The organism is Methylobacterium sp. WL103 (genome assembly GCF_008039885.1).
Taxonomy (GTDB): domain Bacteria; phylum Pseudomonadota; class Alphaproteobacteria; order Rhizobiales; family Beijerinckiaceae; genus Methylobacterium; species Methylobacterium cerastii.
In genome coordinates this window covers 1-4,250 of the sequence record NZ_VRUX01000368.1, presented here as the reverse complement: position 1 = coordinate 4,250, position 4,250 = coordinate 1, and the positions used below count along the sequence as shown (strand labels likewise).

Here is a 4,250-nt window from a genome sequence, read left to right as displayed (position 1 = left end):
CGGCATCCCTTCTCGGAACGCCCAGCGCCGAATGACACTCAATAACGCCATGTCGATCACTCCATGACCCCCCGACCAAAAAGCCAGGGGTGGGTTCAGACACGGGTCACTTCTCGATGGAAACTTCCGGCTCCGCCGGGTCAACTCTCAGCGGAAATCAACAGAGAGGCTCAGTCGTCCAGGTCGTCCAGGAGGCCCTGGAGATCGGCGTCGTCCTCGACGGCGACCGGGGCGGGCTTGGCAGCCGCCTTCGGAGCAGCCTTCGGGGCCGGCTTGACCTCGACGACCTCCTCCTCGGGCTCGACTTCCTCGATCTCAGCGACCGGGGCCGGGGCCGGGCGACGAGCAGCGGGCTTGGTGGCCGGACGCTCGTCGGGCAGCGGGCTGTCGTCGGTGTCGTCGGCGACCGACGCGCTCTTGCCGGTCAGCAGACCAGCAGCGCGAGCGGGCGGGGCGATGGCGAGCGAGATGCCGGCGATCTCACTGATGGACGTGAGGGCCTTGTTCTCGTCACCGCGGAAGAACTCCTTCTCGATGAACGCATCGAGATCGAGCTCCTTCGCCTTCGCCATCTGGTCCTTCGTGACCCGCTCGGCGCCCTTGAGCTTCGGCATCACCTTGTATTCGGTGTCCTTGCCCTTGCCGGAACGGGTGATGATGAAGTCCATGCCCTCGTCGGCATCGAAGGGGTCGGTGTCGGAGCCGTATTCCTCGACCATCGCCATGATCGACCCGAAGGTCGTCGGGGTCACTTCGAGGATCTGCGGGTCCGGGCTGCCGTCCGAGCCGTCACGGATGAGGGCCTTGAGCAGCACCGACTTGCGGGTCTTCCACTCGGCGATGAGCTTCACCATCGCGTCGTCGGAGGCGACCTTCGCGGCCTTCTCGATCGCGGCGTCGATCGGGCAGGGACGGCCGTAGACGACGTCCGAGCAGCCGACGACGGCAGTGACCTTGCCGGCCTCGTCCTTGATCCAGTGGACGCCCAGCTCGCGGTAGAACTGGAGTTCGGTCTGGAGGATGCGGACGGTGGTCTTGCCCTCCTTGATCTTCACGGTCTTGCCGCCGCCGCGCGAGAAGCGGTTCTTGGCGCCCTTGATGAGCTTCATCATTTCGGGGGAGAGTGCCATGTGCTTGTGCTTTCTGCTTGCTGGTGGGACGAAGCCCTTGATGCTGCTTGGGTGCTTGCCGTTCGCTAAATCGCTTTCTAGCGTATTGCAGAGACTATATAGCGAGAAGCGCGAGGCGTTTCGTGAGAAAAATCAGCGGATGCTGATCTTCTTCCCGGCCCGCCGGCGACGCCATGCGAGGCGTGCCAGCGTGTAGGCGGCCAGGTAGATGAGACCGCCCACGAAGGCGGTCGCATTGGTCTGGACCTCGGGGCTCATGCGGCCTCCGAGTCCGGCTCCCCGGCTGCGCGTGCCAGGAAGCGCTGCTTCTGCCGCTCGGTCTGGCTCTCCAGCTCGGCGTGCTGCGCCTGACGCCGGTTGACCGAGATCTCGCCCTTCATCTCCTCCCGGGAGATCAGGCCCATCTGCACGAGCATGTCGCGCCGATGGCGGAAGGCTTCGAGCGCGGCCTTCGCCACGTTCTCGACCTGCTTGGCCTCGTTCACCGCGCGCTTCGTCACGATGATCTGCCGATCGCGCGCCACGCGGCCGGCGATCGAGGCCTCGGTAAACTTCTCGCCGAGGTTGGTCAGACGGTCGCGCAGCTCGCGGCCGATCCGGGCCTCCTGGTTCTCCAGTAGGATCTTGAGGTCGTCGACCTGCTTGGACGAGAGCGACGCCTGGATGCCGTAGTGGACGAACAGGGCGGCCTGCTCGACCATGCCATTCGTGAGGTCGGACGGGGAGAACCGGATGTCCGCCTTGAGCTGGGTGGCATCGACGTAGATCTTGACCTTCGGCACCCGGATGGTCGGGGCCGACGGAGCCGGGGCATCGCCCTCGTCGTCGTTGGATGCGGTCGCGACGCCCATGTCAGACGCGCTCCGGGAAGTGCCAGGTGCCCCAGGTGTCCTCGCGCGCCGGCGCCTCGGGGTCGAAGTAGGGCGTCGGGTTCTCCAGCGGGCGCGGGGCCTCGCCCGACGGGAACACGGTGAGGAACACCACGTCGTAGGTCTTCCCCTCGACCTCGGTCGGGTAGGTCTCGGTGATGATCGCCGCCCAGTCGCCGCTCTTGCGCGACGCAGTGCGCGGGTCGGGGCGGTAGTGAACGATACGCCCGACGCTCGGGCGCGGGATGGACGGCGGGTAGAGAGGCTTCCCGGCGTCCGTGAGGTTCGGGTTCATCGTGTCTGCTCCTATGCGCAGTCAGTGATGACTGATTTGTTATAGCGAAAAGCGAGCGGCGTTCACTCGGTAAGCGACTGCGCCACAGCGAAAACCTCATCGAGCTTCGCCTGCTTGGCCGGCTCGAAGAAGATTTCCCCTGGCGCGAACCCGATCAAGAGGTTGGCGTCGAGCACCTTCGAGTAGACGACCTCGCCCGCGACCTCGGACGCCTTGCCCTTGAAGTCAGGCAGGAAGTGCCGGACGGTGGCCGAGCCCAAGAGCACGATGCACGGCGGCTTGAGGATCTCGATCTCGCGCATGAGGTAGCCCGAGTAGCGGCCGATCTCGGCAGCGGTGAGCTGCTTGCCCTCCTTCGGGCGCTTGCACAGCGCCGTCCAGTAGGCCTCGGAGCGGGTCATGCCGTTGGCATCGAGCGCGGCCTTGATCCACTCGTTGATCTCGCCGCCGGACTTCTTCTTGAGGAACAGCATGTAGCCGCTCTCGTCTTCGCCCTTCGAGGGCGCGTCGGCGATCACCATGAAGCGCGACTTGCGCCCGTTGGTCGGCGAGACCGGCACGCCGTCGTCTCCGTGCGCCTGCCGATACTCTTCGACCAGCGCGATGATGTGCGCCTTCTGGTAGTCGTCCACGCGCATCTCGCGATGCACCGGCACGTTCGCCACGATGAGGCCGGGGATCAGATCGCGCTGATCCTTGATCCGGCTCTCGTGACGGGCCGGCAGCTGACCGACCTCGCCCGGCAGGTTCGCGAAGGCGCCGACCTTGTTCAGCGTCTCGACGTGCCGCACGTTGCAGCGCCGCTTCTCGACGCGATCGGACAGGTCCTGGATCGTCTTGAACGGGCCGAGCGCCCGGTTCGTGATCGGGTCCTTCGCCGCCCGCGCCTTGAGGATCGCCTCGGTCGTGTTCGCGCTGATCCCCTTGATGCGGTTGAACGGCATCACGAGACGGGTGTCGGTCACGATCTCGAACTGGCCCGTCGAGTGGTTGATGTCGGGCAGGTCCACGTCGATCTTCATGCGCGCTGCGTCCTTCATCAGGCCGGGGAGCTTGTCCTGCGGCATGAGCGAGAGCGCGGCTGCGAAGAACTCCACAGCGTAGTAGGTCTTGAGATACATCGACTGGTAGGAGATCAGCGTGTATTCGACCGAGTGCGACTTGTTGAAGCCGTAGCCGGCGAAGCCTTCGATCTTGTCGAACAGCGCGCCCGCCCAGTTGGCGTCACGTCCGGTCGTGTCCACGCAGCCCTGGACGAACTTGCCCCGCTCCTTCTTCATCTCCTCGGGGAGCTTCTTGCCCATGATCTTGCGCAGCTTGTCGGCCTGCGGACCCGTGTAGTCGGCGATCACCTGCGAGATCTTCATGACCTGCTCCTGGTAGACCATCACGCCGTAGGTCGGCTTGAGGATCGGCTCCATGAGCGGGTGGTCGTATTCGACCGCCTCGATGCCCTGCTTGCGCTTCCAGTAGCTGTCCATCATCCCGGATTCCATCGGACCCGGCCGGTAGAGCGCGGTCGCAGCCGTGATGTCGTCGAAGGTGATGCAGCCGTCCTTGCCGAGCTCGCGCAGGAGGCGCCGCATCCCGCCGCTCTCGAACTGGAAGATGCCGGTGGAGATCGCGAGCGCGAAATTCTCCAGCACCTTCGGATCGTCGAGCGGGATGCGCAGCAGGTCGATGCTCTTGCCGCGCCGCTTGCGGATGTAGGCCTTCGTCAGCTCGGTCAGATCGAGCGTGGAGAGGCCCAGGATGTCCATCTTCACGAGGCCCTGGTCTTCGACAATCCTTTTGTCCCAATTCACGACCGGCAGGTTGGGGATCTCGGGCTCGCCCTCCTTCGCCTTCGCGGGCGCCTTGCGACGCTCGATCACCGCGCGCTCGACCAGGTCCACGCCGCCCACGACGACGCCGGCCGCGTGCTGACCCATCGTGCGCGTCGCGCCCTCGATCTGG

General features: G+C 65.2%; 5 protein-coding genes. All 5 read right to left on the bottom strand.

Features of this window, described 5'->3' with window-relative positions; genetic code table 11:
• Positions 1 to 170: 170 nt before the first annotated feature.
• Positions 171 to 1,130: a hypothetical protein gene (locus FV222_RS18590; RefSeq protein ID WP_147815360.1), complete on the bottom strand. Its 960-nt coding sequence runs from the start codon at positions 1,128 to 1,130 to the stop codon at positions 171 to 173.
• A 132-nt stretch (positions 1,131 to 1,262) separates the two neighbouring features.
• On the bottom strand, positions 1,263 to 1,388 hold the full coding sequence (locus FV222_RS31905) for a hypothetical protein (RefSeq protein WP_281406894.1): 126 nt from the start codon (positions 1,386 to 1,388) through the stop codon (positions 1,263 to 1,265).
• Positions 1,385 to 1,981, bottom strand: coding sequence for a hypothetical protein (locus tag FV222_RS18585; protein ID WP_147815359.1), 597 nt, complete (start codon positions 1,979 to 1,981; stop codon positions 1,385 to 1,387). The genes FV222_RS31905 and FV222_RS18585 overlap by 4 nt, the downstream gene beginning before the upstream one ends.
• 1 nt (position 1,982) lies before the next feature.
• On the bottom strand, positions 1,983 to 2,294 hold the full coding sequence (locus tag FV222_RS18580) for a hypothetical protein (RefSeq protein ID WP_147815358.1): 312 nt from the start codon (positions 2,292 to 2,294) through the stop codon (positions 1,983 to 1,985).
• A 62-nt stretch (positions 2,295 to 2,356) separates the two neighbouring features.
• Positions 2,357 to 4,250: uracil-DNA glycosylase family protein (locus FV222_RS18575; RefSeq protein ID WP_281406893.1), on the bottom strand; the 1,894-nt coding region annotated here is incomplete at its 5' end.